1 protein-coding gene is annotated in these 278 nt (G+C 64.0%); it reads right to left on the bottom strand.

Features of this window, described 5'->3' with window-relative positions; all coding sequences use genetic code 11:
* A partial coding sequence (locus ACYYG1_RS17385; RefSeq protein ID WP_461211597.1) for an ABC transporter permease subunit occupies window positions 1–278 on the bottom strand: 278 nt, incomplete at both ends.

The raw sequence follows: 278 nt of genomic DNA, 5'->3' as shown, positions 1-278 counted from the left end.
GCCAGTCAAAGCGGAAAATAATCGCCAGCATCACCACGCTCAGAATTGAACCGTAGGCGATCGCCAAGCCGTATTCGCCGTCTTCCACGCGGTTGAGGATGTAGGCGGTGGCCACGCGGGTATCGGGGGTGACCAGGAAGACGATGGCGCTGACGGTGGTGATGGCGCGCACGAAGCTGTAGATCAGCGCCGACAGGATCGCCGGGCGCAGCAGCGGCAGCAGGATGTGCGTGATGGTGCGCAGCGAGCCGGCGCGCAGGCTGAGTGAGGCTTCGTCC

The organism is Desulfocurvus sp. DL1XJH-121, from assembly GCF_054819825.1.
Note: the sequence above shows the minus strand (reverse complement) of the source record. Positions and strands in the feature narration are given on the sequence as shown.